At 71.5% G+C, this 18,879-nt stretch carries 13 protein-coding genes; 4 read left to right on the top strand and 9 right to left on the bottom strand.

The genetic code is table 11. The features are described 5' to 3' along the window. Nucleotides 1-38 precede the first annotated feature (38 nt). Both RM844_RS26325 and RM844_RS26320 read right to left on the bottom strand, forming a co-directional pair. Nucleotides 39-1,358 (bottom strand): hypothetical protein, encoded by a 1,320-nt coding sequence (locus RM844_RS26325; protein ID WP_311669890.1) that lies wholly within the window; start codon nt 1,356-1,358, stop codon nt 39-41. A 101-nt stretch (nt 1,359-1,459) separates the two neighbouring features. Next, on the bottom strand, nt 1,460-6,553 hold the full coding sequence (locus tag RM844_RS26320; RefSeq protein WP_311669889.1) for a hypothetical protein: 5,094 nt from the start codon (nt 6,551-6,553) through the stop codon (nt 1,460-1,462). A gap of 892 nt (nt 6,554-7,445) precedes the next feature. On the opposite strand from RM844_RS26320, the gene RM844_RS26315 reads away from it, so the two are divergent. Together RM844_RS26315 and RM844_RS26310 are read left to right on the top strand one after the other, a co-directional pair. Beyond that, nucleotides 7,446-7,724 (top strand): cupin domain-containing protein, encoded by a 279-nt coding sequence (locus RM844_RS26315; protein ID WP_311669888.1) that lies wholly within the window; start codon nt 7,446-7,448, stop codon nt 7,722-7,724. 462 nt (nt 7,725-8,186) lie between these two features. After that, the gene (locus RM844_RS26310; protein ID WP_311669887.1) at nt 8,187-8,456 is read left to right on the top strand and encodes a hypothetical protein; all 270 of its coding nucleotides are present in this window, start codon (nt 8,187-8,189) and stop codon (nt 8,454-8,456) included. Nucleotides 8,457-8,721: 265 nt separating this feature from the next. On the opposite strand, the gene RM844_RS26305 is transcribed toward RM844_RS26310, so the two are convergent. From RM844_RS26305 to RM844_RS26280, 6 genes are all read right to left on the bottom strand, one after another. Further along, the gene (locus RM844_RS26305) at nt 8,722-9,570 is read right to left on the bottom strand and encodes a GntR family transcriptional regulator (RefSeq protein ID WP_311669886.1); all 849 of its coding nucleotides are present in this window, start codon (nt 9,568-9,570) and stop codon (nt 8,722-8,724) included. A gap of 47 nt (nt 9,571-9,617) precedes the next feature. Beyond that, entirely contained in the window at nt 9,618-10,949 is a 1,332-nt protein-coding gene (gene hmgA / locus RM844_RS26300; RefSeq protein ID WP_311669885.1) for a homogentisate 1,2-dioxygenase, read from the bottom strand. Nucleotides 10,950-11,017: 68 nt separating this feature from the next. Continuing rightward, nucleotides 11,018-12,325, bottom strand: a complete 1,308-nt coding sequence (locus RM844_RS26295) for a tetratricopeptide repeat protein (protein WP_311669884.1) — start codon at nt 12,323-12,325, stop codon at nt 11,018-11,020. A 299-nt stretch (nt 12,326-12,624) separates the two neighbouring features. After that, nucleotides 12,625-13,086, bottom strand: a complete 462-nt coding sequence (locus tag RM844_RS26290; RefSeq protein WP_311669883.1) for a MaoC family dehydratase — start codon at nt 13,084-13,086, stop codon at nt 12,625-12,627. Nucleotides 13,087-13,131: 45 nt separating this feature from the next. Next, complete coding sequence (locus tag RM844_RS26285) at nt 13,132-13,473, bottom strand: DUF202 domain-containing protein (protein WP_311669882.1); 342 nt, start codon at nt 13,471-13,473, stop codon at nt 13,132-13,134. Further along, on the bottom strand, nt 13,461-13,847 hold the full coding sequence (locus tag RM844_RS26280) for a YidH family protein (RefSeq protein ID WP_311669966.1): 387 nt from the start codon (nt 13,845-13,847) through the stop codon (nt 13,461-13,463). The genes RM844_RS26285 and RM844_RS26280 overlap by 13 nt, the downstream gene beginning before the upstream one ends. Nucleotides 13,848-13,994: 147 nt before the next feature. Here RM844_RS26280 and RM844_RS26275 point away from each other — a divergent pair, with 147 nt between their 5' ends. After that, a complete protein-coding gene (locus RM844_RS26275; protein WP_311669881.1) occupies nt 13,995-15,647 on the top strand; it encodes an FAD-binding dehydrogenase in 1,653 nt (550 codons plus the stop codon). A 72-nt stretch (nt 15,648-15,719) separates the two neighbouring features. Here the strand turns inward: RM844_RS26275 and RM844_RS26270 are convergent, their stop codons facing one another. Further along, nucleotides 15,720-17,513 (bottom strand): BCCT family transporter, encoded by a 1,794-nt coding sequence (locus tag RM844_RS26270; protein ID WP_311669880.1) that lies wholly within the window; start codon nt 17,511-17,513, stop codon nt 15,720-15,722. A gap of 422 nt (nt 17,514-17,935) precedes the next feature. On the opposite strand from RM844_RS26270, the gene RM844_RS26265 reads away from it, so the two are divergent. Further along, the gene (locus RM844_RS26265; protein WP_311669879.1) at nt 17,936-18,757 is read left to right on the top strand and encodes an SGNH/GDSL hydrolase family protein; all 822 of its coding nucleotides are present in this window, start codon (nt 17,936-17,938) and stop codon (nt 18,755-18,757) included. The last annotated feature ends 122 nt before the right edge of the window (nt 18,758-18,879 follow it).

Genomic DNA, 18,879 nt, shown 5'->3' with positions numbered 1-18,879 from the left:
GTTGGGGGCGCGGGCGTCGGCCGTCGCCGCGCGGCCGGTCAGCCGCTGAGTACCGCCGCGAGCCGTCGGAGGTCCGACCCGGACAGGGGCGTGCGATGGGCGAGCCGGTTGCGGGCCGTCCAGAGGGTGTGCAACCGTTCGCGCTCCGTTCTGCGGAGCGCGATGTCGCCATGCAAGTGAGCACCCCACAGGGCTCCGATCTCCATGGATGCCAGTGTGTCTGTGCGAGATTCGCCCGGTGCCTTGGCCCGAGGGCCGTACCGCTCGGTGAGTACGGTCAGCGGTACGCGGGCTCGTTCCCGGACCAGCGAGGTGAAGGCCTCACGCGCATTGTCCAACAGGGGCAGCAGCGCGTGGTTCTGGGCCAGCCAGGTCCGCGTCAACAGTACGTGGGAGGAGCAGAGTTCGAGCGCGGGGTGCTGACGCACCCGACCGGCCCAGCCATCCACCAGGCCGGTGTTCCACTCGGGAATCAGCGTCTCGTGAGGGCGGCGACCGAGGCCGCGGCGTCCTTCCAGCACCGTCGACTCGGTTGACGGTGGTGAGCGGACGACCCGGCTTAGGCTGTCCGGCAGTGTCTCCGGGACACCGTCCCATACTGTGGCCAGTTCGGCGGCGACATCGAGGAACGGTCCGCAGACCTCCGTTACGGTGGCTTGCGTGACGGTTTCCAGCAGTAGGTGCTGATCAGCGGTACTTTCGACCGGTGGGCGCGCTGTGGCGACAACGGTGGCCGTGTCCAGATGCCCCAGGACCCCCCACCACCAGTGCGCGGCGATGTCCTCTCGGGCCATCCGATCCGGCAGGTCGGGAGGCAGGTCCTCGGGACAGGCTATGACCAACCCGCGAGGCCGCCGGTCGGGCGTGAGCCCTGCCTCCTTGATCATGGCGACCAACCGCTGCAGCAACTCAATAGGAGCCGTTGGATCAGGTTCATACCAGGCCCGAATCACGATGGGACGTGTCTCCGGGCGCCCCTCCGCACCGTCGATGAGCCGCCCCAGGGTGCTCCCCACCGCGTCTCCCGCCCTCCACCCTGTCGGAGACGCACCAGCCGTAGGGGGAAGTTCCTTGGCCAGCCGCTCCAGAAGAGCTGTGCGGGCACCCGCCGGGAGAGCTGGAGTCGGGCCCTTGAAGTCGGCCACGCCACCTCCGGTTGGCAGACCGAAGCCGGAAAGCCCGTCGTCGTAGTCGAGGAGCGGTGCCAGTCCGGACCATGCCGCGACGGGGACCGGAGCTGCCGTGGTCTCCAACAGCCCCGGTTCGGCCGGCGGGAGCAGCACGAAGTCCCCCAATTCTTCAAGGACCTCGTTGATCAGGGCGTCGACGATCCCGCGTTCGATCGCGACACGCGGCACCAGCCACAGACAACTGTGCCCAGACCGCAGGTCGGCGTACAGGCGCCTCAGCCAGAGCTGAACGCCGGGCAGCTGAACGAGACTTCGGACAGGGGACTCGGTCACTGGTTTGACCCGGCGACACTGAGTGCCCTGAAGGTGGCCAGGTCGAGAGCGAAGCCGTCCTCGCCATCGTCCAGAACGCCGTGGTCGGTCAGTCGGGTGGTGAGGCGGTGGATCTGGTCGAGAGGTATCTCGGTAACCGCCGCGATGTCGCCCTGGTCACAGGGTTCTCCTGGGTCAAGGTACTGGACCCAGGTGGATAGCGGTTTGAGCATCTCCTGGTCGAGTTCGACCCGTTCGAGGTGTTGCCGTGCCCGCTCCGGCTGCGCGCAGAACTCTCGGATCTGCTCCAGGGCCGTTTCCAGCGTCGCACCGCCACGGGTGGCGAGATGGACGGTGCGTTCCACGAGGCTCGGCCAGCCGCCTGTCGCCTCGACCAGACGCCGTCGCTTGTCAGGCGTGTCGAACGGGCACTCGGGCCAGGCGCGCAGGCTGTCCGCGCTCCAACGCTCGGGGCGTAGCACCCGGGTGACGCGCTCGTCCGGTAGTCGGCCCAAGGCTCGCGGATCGACCAGAAGGACCGCCGCCCGATGGGGGCCGGAGTCGCGGGAGGTGTGCGCGACCATGTGCTCGATCGACGTAGCGAGTGTGGTCAGCCCGCAGTACCGCAGATCCGACACGATCACGCTTGGCCGGCGCCCACGTGCGTCCTTGGCAAGGACGCTCATCAGGGAGCTCTGGTCAGCAGTGCGTACCTCCACCTCACGAGCGCTCGCATAGGAGGTGATGGCTGCCGCGACCAGCTCCGGCCCGTGCGCTTTGGTCATGCACACGACCGATACGCCGGAGCTTGTGACCGCCTCGCTGAGCTGCTGCTCGGTTAGCGGACTGTAGCGGGTCACGCCCTCCTGGTCCTGGCCGACCAGGCGTCGTGAGAATCGCGGGTTGTAGTCGTACGGCAAGCTGAACTCGGTCTGCCGCAGTTCCAGTTCCAGATCCTCACGGGTGCCGAGCATGTGCACCACGTTGGGGCTGCGGACCGCGTAGTTGCGTCGGTCCGCCTGTTGGATGAGTAGTCCCAGGCCTACCATCTCGTCCAGGTAGATCTCGACGTCGCTGGCAGTGAGCCGGCGGAAGCCCTCGGGCCAGTTTCGCTTGGCCTCGTTCAGCAACTCGTCCGCGTCGTACCCCTGCTGGAACCGGTCCGCCTGGCTGCGTAGCGCGATGACCAGGGCCAAGACCCGGTAGCGGTCTTCCAGGTTGATCGTGAGCCGAAGCCGCTCGGCGATGTTGCGGTGAACCTGCGCCGACCCGGCCACTGACCGGACGTCCTCCTCCGTGACGGTGATCGGCCACTGCGCCGAACCGAGCGGCTTCTCACGCAGCGCCGAGACCAACTGCTCGCAGAAGATTTGCACCAGGCAAGCCTGGTAGTTGGTGGCCGCCAGCACCCGCCATACCAGCTCCGGCCGCTCGAACCGGTAGCCGAAGGCGGCCATCGGTTCAACCACCAGGCGCTGCGCCTCCGCCGGCTTGAGTGGGCCGATCAGCACGTCCGGCCCACCGTGCGCGGTCGGGACGTTTGACAGTTGGCTGAAACGCTGGACCTGGTGGAGACCTGCGAAGACGACCTTGAACCGGCGGTCGGTGTTGTCCATCAACCCCTTCAGCTGGACCACGTTGGCGAAGGTGCCCTCACCGCCCTGGCCCCGTACTGCCTTGGAGTCGGCGGTCAGAAACGCGTCCGCTTCGTCGGCCAGGACCAGGACGCGACGCTCGCGTTTCTCCAACAGCCACTGCTCCACCTCGTCGAGCAGCGCCTTCTGTCCCACCTCGGAGGACACCTCCGGTCGGATCACCCCGACGCGCTTCAACTCACCGGCCAGTACCGACCAGATTCGCTCGGCCGGCTCGGCCTCACCCACACCGCGGGCCTTCAGATCCAGATAGACCGCCTTGTGGTCGGGTGTCGTCGGAAAATCCGCTTCCACCTTGCGGAGCAGGGCCGACTTGCCCAACTGCCGTCCGCCGTAGAGAAACAGCGCTCCCAAAGGATCGGTCACGGCCGCCATTTCCTTCGTCCGACCGTAGAACACCTCGGGAGGCACCAGCCCGGCGACGAACGGGGTGTACGGGTTGAACGTCGTCCACGGCAACGTCACCCGCTGCACCGCGCGGAAGGAACGCGGGGAACGGGCCGCGATCCACCCGAGAGTGGCTGGGTCGACCACAAGGGCCTGCTGCGCCGAGGTCCGGGCCCGGGCGGCCATGCCGCGGCGACCGGACAGCCCCAGCGGATACAGGTAAAGGATGACGCAGGCGCCGGTGTCGCTCCGGTCCAGCAACTCCAGCGGACTGCGTCCCCGAAGCTCTTCGGAGACGACGAGCACGGTGAAGGTGGTCGCGGCCGAGCCGAGCGCGGCGACGTAGCCCGGAGCGCTCTCGCTTACGCTCAGCCGCGCACTCAGACGCAGGATGCCCCGGACCTGTCGGTGATCGTCTCGGGTGGGGGTGCGCCCCTCCAACCCCAGCAGACGGAGCACCACGGGCACGTGCTTCTGCCACTCGGAGCCGCGGGTGGTGGGCTTGCTCAGCGCGTCCCAGGACTCAAGACCGACCCTGGCCCCCTCGGTGAGCGGCTGCCCGTTGGCATACCGGTCCGCCCAGGGGCGTGCGGAGTAGCCCTGCTGACCGGCCTTCCGTGCCGCCGTGTTCTCCAAACCGGCCATGAACTCGGCTAGATCGTCAGCGCGATTCGCGCCACTCCAGTCCGGCAGCGACTCCCCCTTGCGGAGCAGGGACAAGCATTCCTCCGCCGTAACCGTGTCGCCCGCCCGGAGCAGCCCGGTGAGCCGTCGCTTGTCCTGGTCCGAGAGGTCGAGGGCCGCCAACTGCTCACGCAGGTGGGTGATGTGTGACTGGATGCGCACGCGCAGTTCCCGCTGGAGCTCGTCGATCTCCGCCACACAGGAGCGGAACGCCCCCTCAGGCGTCGGCTGTTCAAGCCGCGCCAGACGGGCTACCAGCTCACGCTCGGTCAGCGCTCCGAGGCTCTGTTGTGTCCGCAGTTCGGCAAGGAGATCAGAGGCCTTTCGGTGGCGGGCGCTGCGAAGACGTGACCACCGGGACCACTCGTCATCGCGCAGTGTCCGCCAGTCACTCGGCAGCTCATCCGTACCCTCGGGGGCGGCTGGCACCAGGCCATGCGCCAGTGCCTCGGCCAGGGCGTCCACCAGGTGCAGATCGCCCCGTTCTGCATAGGTAGTCACCACGGCTCGGATGTCCACCGGTTCGAGGAGGGCTGCGACGGCCTGAGCGAATCCCGGCTGGTCGGCCAACGGCTCGCCGTCGGGCGAGCGGGGCAGGTCCGGCGCAGCCAGCAGCGCCTCCGCGCCGGGACGGGGGGCAGGGGCGGCGTCCGTACCAGTCGCGCCATCCCCCAGGTCGATCAACTCGTGTGGTATCTGTCCCTGCTTGTCACCCAACAGCCAGGCACGAAGCCTCCCCAGTGCGGCACCGGGAACCCCGGGCGGGACGGGCAGATCCCGAACCTGAGCGAGTGCCTGCGTGAGAGTGGTCACGCTGTCACCGCGTTCCTCAAGGCCGGGCGCTGCTAGCGCCCGGGCCTGTGAGAGGAGGGTCGCGACATGTTCTACGCGGTTGAGTAGCGTCCGCTTCGCTTTCGCCTCGATCGGCTCACGAGCCTGCTTGGGCGTGCGGATCGCGGCGTCCGCCTCCTCGATCATGCGCTCTGCGGAGTCGCGCTTGCGAAACAGGTCCCACACGTCGTCGAGAACTGACTGGTCGTCACGGCCCGCCGCCCAGTCCTGGATCGCCTTCAGGGTGCGCCCCAGTGGCTGGTCGGCACCCATCAGCCTGTTCTGTACCTGGGTGGCCCGGGCGTAGCCGATTCTCCGACGCGGTAGGTCAGCGGCCAGCTCAGACGCCCTAGCGGCGATGTCCGCGCGGTCGAGCGCAGGCCCGGTGTTTCCGGACAGTCGCAGAGCGGCGGGCGTGACCGGCTGATGGCGCCGCAGTACGTCGCCAGCGGAGGCGAGCAGCCGGCCCCAGGCTCCCGGTGTAGCCGAACTGAGTTCGGACTGCAAGAGCAGATCGTTGGACCAGCCCACGACGAGGCTGGCGCGAAGGGATGACACCCCCGCAAGCACCAAGGCCGCCCGGTCCCCACGGAGGGTGTCGAGGTCCGGCGTGAACCGTCGCATCACGGACGTTGCCTCCTCCGGCGCCTCGCAGGCGAAGGCCGCCTGGGCGAAGGCCAGGCATTCCGCTCGATGCGCGGGCTCTGCGGAGGCGACGGTCAACCAGTACGCCTCCTGCAACCGGCCGGCATCGACCAGTTGCGCCACCACCGAGACGCCTTGAGCACCGTCGTGTTCTCCTGCGGCGGGTTCCCAGGGTAGGTAACGTTCCGTCTCGATGGTGGAGCGTGAGGCCAGCGCCCCGGCCGTGAGGTTTCCATCCGCCAGCTGGATCTGTGTCGCCGGTTCCCCGGGGTCCGCCGGCCGGGTCGACACGTCTCGCTCACGGGACGCGTCCGTCGCCACCTCCCTGGTGGCGGGTTCGTCGGGCTCGGTCGGCCTGGAGTCCAGTCCGGGAGTCGTCTCGTCGAGAGTCGTCGAGGCCGACTGTGAGGAAGCTTGGGCGAGGAGAGTCTCCACCTCCGGTTGCGCGTCCTCCGTCACCCGTGGCCCGGGCATCACCACGGCCTGGGGCGTATCGTCCCTGGCCTCTCCCGTGGTCTCGGCCCCCGTGTCTGGTACGGGGGTGCGCTCGGGGCTGGGAGCGGGTAGGTCGGGGCGCAGGGTTGCGATCTCTTTGTTGAGTGCGGTAAGCGAGGACCGCAACAGGTCCCGGTGGGCGCCTCCGTTCTGGTCCGCCCGCTCCAGCAATTGCTCAAGGTCGTCTCGCTGCGCTTCCAACTCGGCGACTCGCGCCGCTACCTCCTCAACCTTTCGTTGGGCGCGCCATCGCGTGACCCGCTCATCCAACTCGGCGAAGCCCTCGTCGTCCGCCCACGTGAGCCCCAGTGAGCGCAGCCTCTCGGTCAACAGGGTGCGCTCCACCAACCAGGCGGCGGCGCTATCCCATGCTTCGCCGGACACCGCGAACCCTGCCGACACCTGCTGCGCCACCTGTCGTAGGGAGCCGGCCACGACCTCCGCCCGGGCCCTCAACAACCTCGTCGATTCCTCGGGCTCGACAGTCTCAGTATCCGTCGACCCGTCATCCGTCATGCCGCCCCCTTCATGGTCTCGGCACCCCGCGGAGCCGACGTCCGGTGCCGGGGAAGCAACCTCCGCGCCTCCCGGGACGTGACCAGCGTTCCCCGGCTCCGCCGCCGTGGCCAGCAGTTGTTCCCATCGGTCCTCAGTGACAACGTCTAGTCCCTCCGGTCGTGCGGCCAGCCCATGGAGGGTCAACCGCGCCAGTACGGGGTCCAGCGAGGCCAGTATCGTCTCGAGAGTTCGGAAGCTCGGGTCGACGAGCGACGCCTGGTTCAGAACACCTTGTTCGACGAGCGTATCCACGGCGAACTGGGCGGCTTCGGCGGCGATACCCCGCAGTTCCCGACTGTTCGCACGAAGTATCCAAGCCCGCACCGCGAGGAGCTCTCGCCGTCGAAGCCGGGGTAGCCCGTTATCCCCCTTCGGTACCCGTGCCCAGTACGGCAACGGACCTGGTATGAGGAGGAGCGCACGGAGCTGTGCGTCATCGAGTCCGACTAACCAGGCTCTTAGTTCATCGCCTGCCAACGTCATGTCCGGATTCTTCCAGACAGCCCGCGTCGCAGCCAAAGAGGCCGCATGTGGACGCTGCCGCCCCGCTCCGGCCGCTACCGGGTGACCGGGAACGCGAGCATCGCCGCCGCCGAAGCCGAGGAGGACGGTGGTCAGGCCGGAGAAGAGACCGTCTGCCAGGAGCACGAGAAGCGTGGTCGGTCACCTGGCCAGTTCAGCGAGCCCGTCCGGGGGCCGGCAATCGACGGGCGGTCCGATCCCTTCGAGCCCCGGTACGCTCGCCGGGGTGCGCGACGTGCCCGTCGCCGAGGTAGACCACCTCCCGCTCGACATCCTCCCGATCGCCACCGAGTACCCGCTCGGCATCGTGCCGGGCTGGCACCAGCACCGCGGGGCGCGGTTCCCCTATGTCGCCACCGGGACGATACTGATGGAGACTGACGCCGGTGGCTGGACGGTGCCCGGCGAGCGCGGGGTGCTGATCCCGCTGCCTACCCGGCACCGGGTGCGCATGCTGGACGTCTGCACCTCCAGCGTGTACATCGAGCCGGCGGCCGTGCCGTAGTGGCCGGCGGCCTGCCAGGTGGGCGCGGTGGCCCCGCTGCTGCGCGCGGAGCCGGTGACGGCGGTGGCGGCGCGGCTGGGGACGCCTTGCCGGCTGTTCTCCGCCGCTTTCGCCCGGGAGTTCGGGATGGTGCCCTCCGGGCTGTGGCGGGCCGGCCCGCCGGCGCGGCGGGTCTCCCGATCGTCATATCGCCGCATTACGGCTGCTTGCGGTGGAGTCGGACGATCAGGATATTAGTCCTTGCGGGTGGATGCCATGATGGTGGTACAGATGGTCGCCCTGGGGTCCCCGGGGCGCCGGGGACGCCGGTGAACCGGTGGTTCCCGCAGTTGCCCGGGCCCGCGCCGTGTTCGTCAACCCCGTTACGGGAAGGCTGATTCGTGGGACCGGGATACCCACGTGTCCTTGTGGGGCGTTAGGGTTACCCTGCCCGGACCGGGTGCCTGTACGGGTGGGAGAGTCATGAAGCAGATAACAGCGCACGGCAGGCCGCCGCGAGTGCCTGCCATCAACTGCGGGAGCAGCGCCAACAGCGCGCGGCTCGACCGCCACCTCAGCGTGCTCTCCGGCCCCGCGGTGCCGGCGAGGGAGGCCGAGGAGGCCACCACGCTGATGCGTGAGCTGACCCGGCGCGATCACAAGAGCCCCACGAGGGCCAATCGCACCGCCCGGGTGCTGCTGTTCGCCCCGCTGCGTCGGCTGCGTCGCACGCTCTTCGGCGGGCGCGGCTGAGCCTTCGCTGACGTTCCGTCCGTTCGTCGCCGCCGGGCCCGGCCCGGTGTTCCGGCGGTGACGACCGGTCCGTACGGGCGAGGGCGCCGGGCGACGTCTCCCACGCGTCGCTGCTCCCGGTCTCCGGCGCCGGCCCGCTGCCGCATCGCTGCTCCCCCCCACGGCTCCGCCGGTCTCCGCGCCCACCCGCCGCGCCCCGCGAGCCCACCGGCCGCCCCCCCCAGGGCACGGGCGGCGCCGCTTCAGAACACGGGCCGTCGCGCGCTCAGTCGCCGGCCAACTCCGCCACCGAGCCGCCCCGTTCCCCGCCGGCGCCCGCCGCGCCCTGCTCCCCGGCCGGGCGGTCCGCCGCCTCGGCCGGCTCCGCCTCCACCGTCACGGAGAAGGAGAACCGGTCCCCCCGGTAGCGCATCAGCGCCACGTCGACCACCCGGTCCGCGAGGTCGTACTCCACGCCCGTGATGTGCAGGATCGGGCTGAGCAGCGGCACGTCCAACAGCCGGGCGGTGACCGGGTCGGCCAGCCGGGCCTGGGCGGTGTTGTCGATCCGGCGCACCCGCACGCCGGCCACGTCCCGCAACACCCGGGTCATCGGCCAGTGGGCCAGCGCGGCCGGCTCGATCCGGTCGGCGACCTCCGGATGGATCAGGTTCTCCACCCAGTTGACCGCCGGGCCGTCCCGGCCCTGCCGGCGCAGCCGCCGGAACCGCACCACCTCGGCGACGCCGGGGAAGTGCTCGGCCAGCTCCGGCGGCACCGGCACCGTGGCCGGCGCCGGGTCGAGCAGGGTGGTGTGCTCCCCGGACTGCTGGGCCACGAAGGCGTCCAGGGAGCCCAGCAGCCGCACCGGCGCGCCGGTCCTGGCGGCCGGCTCGATGAAGGTGCCGCGCCGTCGGTGCCGGCTGATCAGGCCCTCGGCGGCCAGCTCCTTCAGGGCCTGCCGCATGGTCAGCACGCTCACCCCGTAGTGCTCGGCGAGCTGCTCCTCGGTCGGCAGCCGCAGCGGCGCCTGCGGTGGGCGCCCCAGTATCGAGGCGCGCAGCGACTGCGACACCTGGTACCACAGCGGCAGCTTGCGGTTGAGGTCGAGGGAGTCGGGGGCGAAGACGGTCACGGCGCTGGCTCCGGGTCGGGGCGCGTCCGACGCGGGCCAGCCGGCGGTCACGACGGTCGCGGCGCGGGATAGTTCTGCTCAAGACCATGCCACACCGCGTCGTACCCGGCCTGTCGGTGCGGCGCGTCGGCGGCCTGCGCGGTGAGGGTCACCGGCCACCTGGTCTCGAACATGAACGCCAGCCCGTCGGCCACCCGTTGCGGGCGCAGCTCGGCCGAGCTGGCCCGGTCGAAGGTGACCCGGTCCGGGCCGTGCGCGGACATCATGTTGTGCAGCGAGCCGCCCCCCGGACGGAAGCCCTCGGCCTTGGCGTCGTAGGCGCCCTCGATCAGCCCCATGTACTCGGTCATCACGTTGCGGTGGAAGTACGGCGGCCGGAAGGTGTCCTCGCCGACCAGCCAGCGCGGCGCGAACACCACGAAGTCCACGCCGGCCTGTCCCGGCACCTCGGACGGCGAGGTGAGCACGGTGAAGATCGACGGGTCCGGGTGGTCGTAGCTGATCGACCCGAGCACGTTGAACCGCCGCAGGTCGTACAGGTACGGCACGTGGGTGCCGTGCCAGGCCACGACGTCCAGCGGGGAGTGGTCGTACTCGGCGGCCCACAGCCGGCCGCAAAACTTGTTGACCACCTCGACCGGCCCGCCGGACTCCTCGAACGCGGCGTGCGGGGCCACGAAGTCCCGCGCGTTGGCGAGCCCGTTGGCGCCGATCGGCCCCAGCTCGGGGAGGGTGAACGGCTGCCCGTGGTTCTCGCAGACGTACCCCCGGGCCGGTCCGGCCGGCAGCTCCACCCGGAACCGCACCCCCCGCGGGATCAGCGCCACCTGCCCCGGCCCGGCCTCCAGCACGCCGAACTCGGTGCACAGCCGGAGCACCCCGCGCTCGGGCACCAGCAGCAGCTCGCCGTCCGAGTCGCCGAACACCCGGTCGATCATGGGGGAGTTGGCGTGGAAGAGGTGGATGGCCAGCCCGCTGCGCAGGCGGGCGTCGCCGTTGCCGCCCAGGGTCCACAGGCCGGCGACGAAGTCGGTGCCGGGCGGCGGCTCGGGCAGCGGGTCCCAGCGCATCCGGTTCGGGTCCGGCTCGGTCTCCTCGAACGGGGCGCCGCGCAGGGAGCCGTTGCCGATCCGGTGGAAGGCGGGGTGCGCCGCCGAGGGGCGCAGCCGGTACAGCCAGGACCGTCGGTTCTGGGCGCGTGGCTCGGTGAACGCGGTGCCGCTGAGCTGCTCCGCGTACAGTCCCAGGGGCGCGCGCTGGGGGGAGTTGCGCCCCACGGGCAGCGCGCCCGGCACCGCCTCGCTGCTGTGCTCGTTCCCGAACCCGGACAGCTCGCGCGGCGTGGCCCCGGCCGCCCCGGTCACCTCTTCGGTGTTCATCACACTCTCCCGCCGCCATTCCTCTGCTGATGCTTAGGAATTGACGGTAGGAACGCCGCTCCCGCAAGTCAACGACCCTGCGGAGTGCGGCCTAACAACTCAGCCGTCTGCCGCCGGTGTCGGTGCGGGTGCAGGGCCTGCCGCATGTCGCGGACGGCCTGCTCGGCGTCGCCCGAGCGCAGCCGCTCCCGGCTGTCGAGGAATCCGCTCCAGGCCGCGCACGCCTCGTCCAACCGGCCGGCCCGCAACAGCAGTTGACCGAACCGGGCCTGGGTGAGCGCCCGGCCCCGCAGATCCGCTGGCGCGCGCTCGACCGCCGACCTGCGCAGCGCCCCCAGCGCGCCCGGCAGGTCGCCCAACGCCTCCAGCACCGCCGCCGTCTGGAAGTGCAGCGCCGCCTGCGGGTAACTGTCGAACGGCGAACCGGCCGCCGCGGCCTGCTCCGCGGACCGCTCCGCCCGGACAAGCACCGCCAGGGACTCCCTGCGCTCCCCGCTGCGCGCCAACACCACCGCCAACTGCGCCTGGACGTAGACCTGGTGGGCCGGCGGCGCGACCCGGGCGCCCTGCTGTGCCGCCTCGGCGAGCTGCAGCGCCGACGGCAGGTGGCCCAGCCGCTCGGCCTGGGCGCTCATCGCCCGCAGCACCACGCTCCAGGCGGTGCGGTCGCCGGACTCGCCGGCCAGCCGCTGGGCGTAGTTGTAGTACCGCTGGGCCACGCCGTGCAGCAGCCCGTCCTCGTACATCCGGGCCAGCAGGAACGCCAACCGGCTGGCCAACACCAGTAGTTCGGCCCGCATCCGGGGCGACCGCCGGGCGCTGAGCAGCGGTGCCACGTCGTCCGCGAGGTAGGCGGAGAGCGCGCTGCGGGCGTGGCGCCCGCCGTGCGCGTCGATGGAGCTGGCGAAGAACTCCACCGCGTCGTGCAGGGCCTTGGTCTCCTCGGCGCGCTGCCCCAACGCGCGGTACCTGGCCGGGCCCGGCGGTGGGCTCGGCACCACGGCGTCCGCCACCCGGTAGGGGCGCTGGTGCAGCGGCACCCGGCGGGTGGCGTCGGCGTCCGAGCGGCAGAGCGCGGTGAAGCCGGTGACCGGGTCGATCGGCGGGCCCTCGCTGGCGGTGTCCACGAACCCGGCGGCCTCGGGGGTGACGGCCCGGCCGATCCGCCGGGACAGTGCCTCGGCGGCGAGTTGGGGCACCGGATGGCGCGGCTGCGTCCCGGACAGCCAGTGCGCCACGGCCGTCCGGTCGTAGCGGAGGGTGGCACCGATCTCGGCTCCGAGGATGTTCACGGACCGCGCCAGCGCCTCCTGGGTCCAGCCCGCCTCGGTCAGCAGGGCACGCAGTCGGTGGTTCGGCACCTGCCGCTTCTTCATGCCTCCAGTGGTCTCACGCCGGGGGCGCGGGTTGCCAGGGCGCATGGAGGCATGACGCGCGGACACCTTGCACCCTGATCACACTATCGAGTTGCTTTTGGGGCATTTGGTCAGGCTCAAGTGGCGTATGGCGACGGTGTGGTTGACCGTATGGGCATGAATGACCCGAACGCCTATGCCACCGTCGTCCGTCCGCCTCAGCCGCCCGGCGGCCCGAACCCGCCGGCCGCTCCCCGCCCGTCCGGTGTCCCGGCCGTGCGGCGGACCGGCCCGCCGTCCCCCGGCCACCGCCGTGCCGCTCAGCCGAGATAGCGGGTGACGGTCTCCGCGACGCAGGCCGGCTTCGCGCCGCCCTCCCGCTCGACCGTGATCGCCAGCGTCAGCTGCCAACCGTCCGGCACCGACGCCACGTCGCGGATCTCGCCCGTGGCCCTGACCCGGGAGTCCACCAGCAGCGGCGCGGGGAACCTGACCCGGTTCAGCCCGTAGTTGAGCGCCATCCGCACCCCGTCCACCCGCAGCAGCCGGGGGACCAGCACCGGCAGCAGGGCCAGGGTCAGGTAGCCGTGCGCGATCGTGCCGCCGAACGGGCCGGCCGCCGCCCGCTCCGGATCGATGTGGATCCACTGGTGGTCGCCGGTCGCCTCGGCGAACTGGTCGACCCGGCGCTGGTCGACCACCAGCCAGTCGCCCGGGCCCAGCCGTTCACCCACCGCGCCGGCCAACGCGGCGGGCGAGCCAAAGATCCGTGGTTCAGCCATCGGACCAGGATACTCGCGGGTAGCCTACGGCGGGAGGGCGGAACGTCAGCCGGTTGACGCCCCCACCAGCGACACTCCGGCCGCCACCGCCAGCAGCGCCACCACGGCGGCGGCCAGCAGTGCCGTCCCGGCGCCCAACTCCGCCCGGGGGTCGGCGGCCAGCGCCGCCATCCGCCGCTGGGCCAGCGCCAGGAAGCCGCCCCCCAGCAGCGCGCCGGCCGCCACCGCGCCCCCCGCGACCGCCACCCCGGAGTCCGCCCACAGCAACCCGCGCGCGGCCAGCGCCAGGGCCAGCGCGAAGGCCAGCGTGGTCCGCCGCCACGCCAGCTGGGTGCGTTCCGCCTGCCCGCCGGGCTCGACCGGCCCGGCCCGGCCTACCGCGGCCACAGCAGCGCTCCGACCAGCAGCAGCGCCAGCAGCACCGTGCCCACCGAGAGCGCGGCGGGGAAGCGGCTCAGCGGCAGGTCCTCGCCGCGCCGTATCGCCCGCTCGGTGCGCACCCAGTGGTGGATCGCCCGGACCGCGCAGAACGCCCCGCCCAGGACCAGCAGCAGGGCCAGCACCATGCGCGGCGCCCAGGGCAGTTCGGTGAGGAACTGCTGCACCGCGATGCCGCCGGCCAGCAGCGCCAGCGAGGTGCGCAGCCAGGCCAGGAAGGTGCGCTCGTTGGCGAGCGAGTACCGGTAGTCGGGGGTCGGCCCCTCGTTCCGCATCAGCCGCGGGGAGAACCACCAGCGCACGGCCTCTCGCACTCGTCCCATCATGGGAGCGACCCTAGGGGAGTTGTTCGGGCGGGGCGGTGACCCGGAGCCGGTCGGCGCCGCGGCCGGGTTGGTGTGGTCAGCGCGGTTGACGACCGTCGCGGACCCGTTGAGGATCGCTATCGGTCGATCGGGAGGAACCTGGGCATGGCATATGACGCCGACGTGATCGTGATCGGCGCCGGGCTCGCCGGCCTGGTGGCCACCGCGGAACTGGCCGACGCCGGCCGCAAGGTGATCCTGCTGGACCAGGAACCCGAGACCTCGCTGGGCGGTCAGGCGCACTGGTCCTTCGGCGGTCTCTTCCTGGTGAACTCCCCCGAGCAGCGCCGGCTGCGGGTCCGCGACAGCCACGAACTGGCCTGGCAGGACTGGCTGGGCACCGCCGGCTTCGACCGGCGTGAGGACCACTGGCCGCGCCGCTGGGCCGAGGCGTACGTGGACTTCGCCGCGGGGGAGAAGCGCTCCTGGCTGCGCGACCAGGGGATCAGGTTCTTCCCCGCGGTGGGCTGGGCCGAGCGCGGCGGCTACGACGCGGCCGGCCACGGCAACTCGGTGCCCCGCTTCCACATCACCTGGGGGACCGGCCCCGGCGTGGTGGCGCCGTTCTCCCGCCGGGTCCGCGCCGCCGTCGAACGGGGCCTGGTGGAGCTGAGGTTCCGGCACCGGGTCAGCGGACTGGCCCGCACCGGCGGCACCGTGGACACCGTGACCGGTGAGGTGCTCGCCGAGGACACCGCACGCCGGGGGGTGGCCAGCAACCGGGAGGTGGTCGGCGCCTTCGAGCTGCGCGCCCAGGCCGTGCTCATCACCTCGGGCGGCATCGGCGGTAACCCGGAGCTGGTCCGGGCGGCCTGGCCCCAGCGGCTGGGCACCCCGCCCGAGCGGCTGCTCAGCGGGGTGCCGGCGCACGTGGACGGGCTGCTGCTCGGCATCGCCGAGCGGGCCGGCGCCCGGCTGATCAACCGCGACCGGATGTGGCACTACACCGAGGGCATCGCCAACTGGGACCCGATCTGGGACCGGCACGGCATCCGCATCCTCCCCGGACCCTCCTCGCTCTGGCTGGACGCGACCGGCCGCCGCCTGCCGGTGCCGCTCTTCCCCGGCTTCGACACCCTGGGCACCTTGGAGCACCTGCGGGGCACCGGGCACGACCACAGCTGGTTCGTGCTCACCCAGAAGATCGTGGAGAAGGAGTTCGCCCTCTCCGGCTCGGAGCAGAACCCCGACCTCACCGGGAAGAGCGTGCGGCAGGTCGTCGGCCGGGCCCGCCCGGGCGCGCCGGCCCCGGTGCGGGCCTTCCTGGAACGTGGCCCCGACTTCGTGGTCGAGCACGAACTGGGCGCGCTGGTCCGGGGGATGAACGCGATCACCGGCGAGAAGCTGATCGAGGAGGCGGTGCTCCGGCGGCAGTTGGAGGCCCGGGATAGGGAGATCGGCAACCGCTTCACCAAGGACCTGCAGATCACCGCGATCCGGGGGGCGCGTGGCTACCTGGGGGACCGGCTGATCCGGATCGCCTCCCCACACCGGCTGCTGGACCCCAAGGCCGGGCCGCTGATCGCGGTGCGGCTGAACATCCTCACCCGCAAGACGCTCGGCGGGCTGGAGACGGACCTCGCGGGGCGGGTGCTCACCGAGGGCGGCGAGCCGCTGCCGGGGGTCTACGCGGCGGGCGAGGCCGCCGGCTTCGGCGGCGGCGGGATGCACGGCTACCGCTCGCTTGAGGGGACCTTCCTCGGCGGCTGCCTCTTCTCCGGGCGGACCGCCGGCCGGGCGGCGGCCCGGGCGCTCTGACCGGCCGGGCCCGGCGCACCGGTGGGTGCGCCGGGCCCGCGACCATGTCAGGTCGTGCCGCGCGGGCGCGGGCTACGTCCTGGGCGTACCGGTGTCCCCCGCGGACCCGGGCTCGCCCGGATCGGCCGTGTCCCCCTCGGCGTTGGCCGGCGTGACCGGCACGCCGGCGGTGACCACCCCGCCGTTCTCCGCCGTGCCGGGGCCGATCCGGATCTCGAAGTCACCGGCGTACTTCTCGCTGCCGGCGATCACGGCCATCTCCACGACCTCCTCGCCCTTGCGCTCCCGCAGCACCAGGGAGTCCCGCCGCAGGTCCTTCATCAGCGCGAAGCAGAGCCCCACCATCACCAGGGCGAAGGGCACCGCGGCGAGGATCGTGAGGTTCTGCAGGCCGTCGAGCGCGGCGCTCTGGCCGTCGTCGTCCCCGCTGCCCACCAGCAGCATGACGGCGGCCACCGCACCGGTGAGCGCGCCCCAGAAGATGACCACCAGCCGGTGCGGCTCCTGCGAGCCCCGCTGCGAGAGCGTGCCCATCACGATGGAGGCCGCGTCGGCGCCTGAGACGAAGAAGATGCCGACCAGGATCATCACCAGCAGCGAGGTGACGGTGGCCATCGGGTACTCGGCGAGCACCGTGAACAGCTGGCCCTCGGTGGTGGCCTCGCCGGCCACGTCGACGCCGCCCTCCTGTTGCCGCATGCCGGTGCCGCCGAAGATGGCGAACCAGGCGAGGCTGACCGCGCTGGGCACCAGGATCACGCCGCCGACGAACTGGCGGATGGTGCGGCCCCGGCTGATCCGGGCGATGAACATGCCGACGAACGGCGTCCAGGAGATCCACCAGGCCCAGTAGAAGATCGTCCAGCCGGAGAGCCAGCTGTCGACGCCCTCCCCGCCGCTGGCCTCGGTCCTGGCCGCCATCTGCGGCAGCTGGTCGATGAAGGAGCCGACCGAGGTCGGCAGCAGGTCCAGGATCAGGACGGTCGGGCCGGCCAGGAAGACGAACAGCGCCAGCACGCCGGCCAGCACCATGTTGATGTTGGACAGCCACTGGATGCCCTTGGCCACGCCGGAGACGGCGGAGAGCACGAAGGCCGCGGTCAGGAAGGCGATGATCGCCACCAGCAGACCGGTGCCGACGTCCGTCATCCACTCCAGTTCCTCTATGCCGCTGCCGATCTGGAGCGCGCCGAGGCCGAGCGAGGCGGCCGAGCCGAAGAGGGTGGCCACGATGGCGAGGATGTCGATGACCTTGCCGACACCGCCGTTGGCCCGGCGCTCGCCGATCAGCGGCGTGAAGACGGCGCTGATGGTCTGGCGCCGGCCGCGGCGGTAGGAGCTGTAGGCGATGGCGAGGCCGACGACCGCGTAGATCGCCCAGGGGTGCAGCGTCCAGTGGAAGAGCGTGGTGGCGAGCGAGGTCGCCATGGCCTCCCCGGAGTCGTCGGGGGAGGTGCCGGGGGGCGGCGTCTGGTAGTGGCTCACCGGCTCGGCGACGCCCCAGAACATCAGCCCGATGCCCATGCCGGCGCTGAACATCATGGCGACCCAGGACACGGTCCTGAACTCCGGCCCCTCACCCTCCTTGCCGAGGGTGATCCGGCCGTAGCGGCTGGCCGCCAGCCAGAGGGCGAAGACCACGAACCCGGAGGCGGCGAGGACGAAGCCCCAACCGGCGTTCTCGATGATGCTGTTCAACGCGTCACTGGACACGTCGGCCAGTGAGTCGGTGGCGACGGCGCCCCAGATGACAAAGGCGAGAGTGGCCGCCGCGGACACGCCGAAGACCACGGTGTCGGTCCGTGGCTTCGCGAACGCCGCCCGCGGGGGCGCTGCCCCTGTCGGTGAGTTCTTATCGCCTGGCACGCGATTCCACCTATCTGTGTTCGTTGTTTTCCCTGGTCAGAGATGGCCCTGGCCGAGGGGAGCGGTCGGGTACGCGGGGGCGGCTACCCGGGCTCGCCGTCGGCATGCGCGATGGTTACCGACCCGATACCTGCGGCGGGTGACGGTAGGTGACTCCATGGACGCAAACGGTAGCCGCTGGGTCTGACAAAGCCCCTGAGGGGCGCGACACGAGGCTGCCGGGCGTCGCGGCGGCGCGGACGCCGGTCGGCGGTTGACGGGGCGTGAAGGGCGGGGGTGAAGCGGAGTTGATCGAGCGTCGGCCCGGGGTGGTCGCCCGGGTGAAGAGCCTGACCGATGTCGGGTCTTTTTGACATGGGCACTTCCATCAACGCGCGTTGCTTGGTACAAACAGTGCCACAGCGACCCCCCATGGAGGTTCCGTGAGATTGACCAGACGCCTGTCCCTCGTCGTCGCGCTCGTCCTCGGCTGCGTACTGGCCCTGATGAACGCCGGCTCGGCCCAGGCCGCCGCGCCCGCCTACGTGGCCCTCGGGGACTCGTACTCCTCGGGGAACGGAGCGGGCGACTACATCGACTCCAGTGGTGACTGCCACCGGAGCAACAACGCCTACCCCTCCCTCTGGGCCGAGGCCAACAACCCCTCCTCCTTCACCTTCGTGGCCTGTTCCGGCGCGGTGACCAGCGACGTGACCGGCTCTCAGGTCAACTCGCTCAGCTCGTCGACCGGCCTGGTGAGCATCACCATCGGTGGCAACGACGCCGGGTTCGCCAACGTCATGACGACCTGTGTGCTCGGCTCCGACACCACCTGCCTGAACCGGGTCGCCACGGCCCGCTCGTTCGTCAGCAGCACCCTGCCGGCCCGGCTGGACAGCGTGTACAACGCCATCAAGAGCCGGGCCCCCAACGCGGACGTCGTGGTGCTGGGCTACCCGCGCTTCTACACCGAGCCGTCCGGCATCTGCCTCGGGCTGAGCCAGACCAAGCGGACCGCCATCAACCAGGCGGCCGACCAGCTCAACTCCGTGATCAGGGCCCGGGCCGCGGCGCACGGCTTCACCTACGGCGACGTGGCCGCCGCCTTCGACGGGCACGAGCTGTGCTCGGGCGACAACTGGCTGCACGACCTGGCACTGCCGGTCTGGGCGGCGTACCACCCGACCGCCCTGGGCCACTCGGGCGGCTACTACCCCGTGCTCTCCGCCAACGCGCTGACCAGCGCGCGGGCCGGGGCCGCCTGACCGCCCAACTCCCCGCTGGCGGGCGGCCCCCCGGGCCGCGCGCCAGCGCCTGACCCGGGCCGCGCGGCCCGCGGGCGAGGCGTCGGCCGGCGGACCCCCCCCCCCCCGCCGGCCCCGGGGGG

Origin of the sequence: Streptomyces chisholmiae (genome assembly GCF_031845445.1) — a bacterium.
Taxonomy (GTDB): Bacteria; Actinomycetota; Actinomycetes; order Streptomycetales; family Streptomycetaceae; genus Streptomyces; species Streptomyces chisholmiae.
Note: the sequence above shows the minus strand (reverse complement) of the source record. Positions and strands in the feature narration are given on the sequence as shown.